We start from the raw sequence: 764 nt of genomic DNA on the forward strand, positions 1-764 counted from the left end.
AATGACGCGCCTTCGGTGGCATCAGACATGTCCATCGATTTCTCCTGTGTCGTGAAATTTCAGGAGAAAGTCTGCACGGGGTCAGGTCGGGAAAACAGGTGTGGATTCTTGGGCGCTTACTGTTCATCGAAACGCTGCCGCAGACGGGCCGACGAGGGCACCCGTCCGATACCGAGTGCTTGCTGGAAGAACGGATCCTTGCGGATACCTTCTACGGCCTCGAAGTCGTTCTTGCCCTGGCACAGCAGTCCAAGATAGGTCCGGACCAGGTCGATATGGGCTATGCCGTGGCGCAGGGGGATGGACTTGAGGCGCTTTTTCAGCCCACTGTGGCGATTGATGATGGGGCCGGCTACCACCAGGCCGGCATGGGAGGCGTAGATTTCCGTGTCGCTTTGCTCGAAGATGAATGTCATTGGCAGTTCACCCCTTGGGTGAAATCATGAAAATCACTGGAACTGCAATTTTACGCGATTATCATCGGGCGAACGACTTTCAGGTGGCTGCCGAAGTCACGGATTCAGGTTCTACTGAGCCCCATCTCATCTACCTAAAATATACCCAATTCATTCACTACATTAAGCTCAAATTGAACATTTCATACAATTGTCTGATTCTATATGGACAATTCTGATGGTAAATCTCTACTAGAGTTTAGAGTAAGCAACATTGTTCCACCGTATATTTTCGGGTGAAATAAAGTTGCTATTTTGTTCATACTGCCCGTTAGAGCTTGTTCTATACGCTGATTGCTGCATCCTGCT

The 764-nt window shown here is 49.7% G+C and carries 1 pseudogene; it reads right to left on the bottom strand.

Annotation, left to right across the window (positions count from 1 at the left end):
* Positions 1 to 122 precede the first annotated feature (122 nt).
* Positions 123 to 299, bottom strand: a pseudogene (locus tag ACOCD2_RS23515) (IS1380 family transposase); the annotation flags it as partial.
* Positions 300 to 764: the final 465 nt, after the last annotated feature.

The sequence above is a fragment of the Thiolapillus sp. genome (genome assembly GCF_048562965.1).
Classification (GTDB): Bacteria; Pseudomonadota; Gammaproteobacteria; order Chromatiales; family Chromatiaceae; genus Thiolapillus; species Thiolapillus brandeum_A.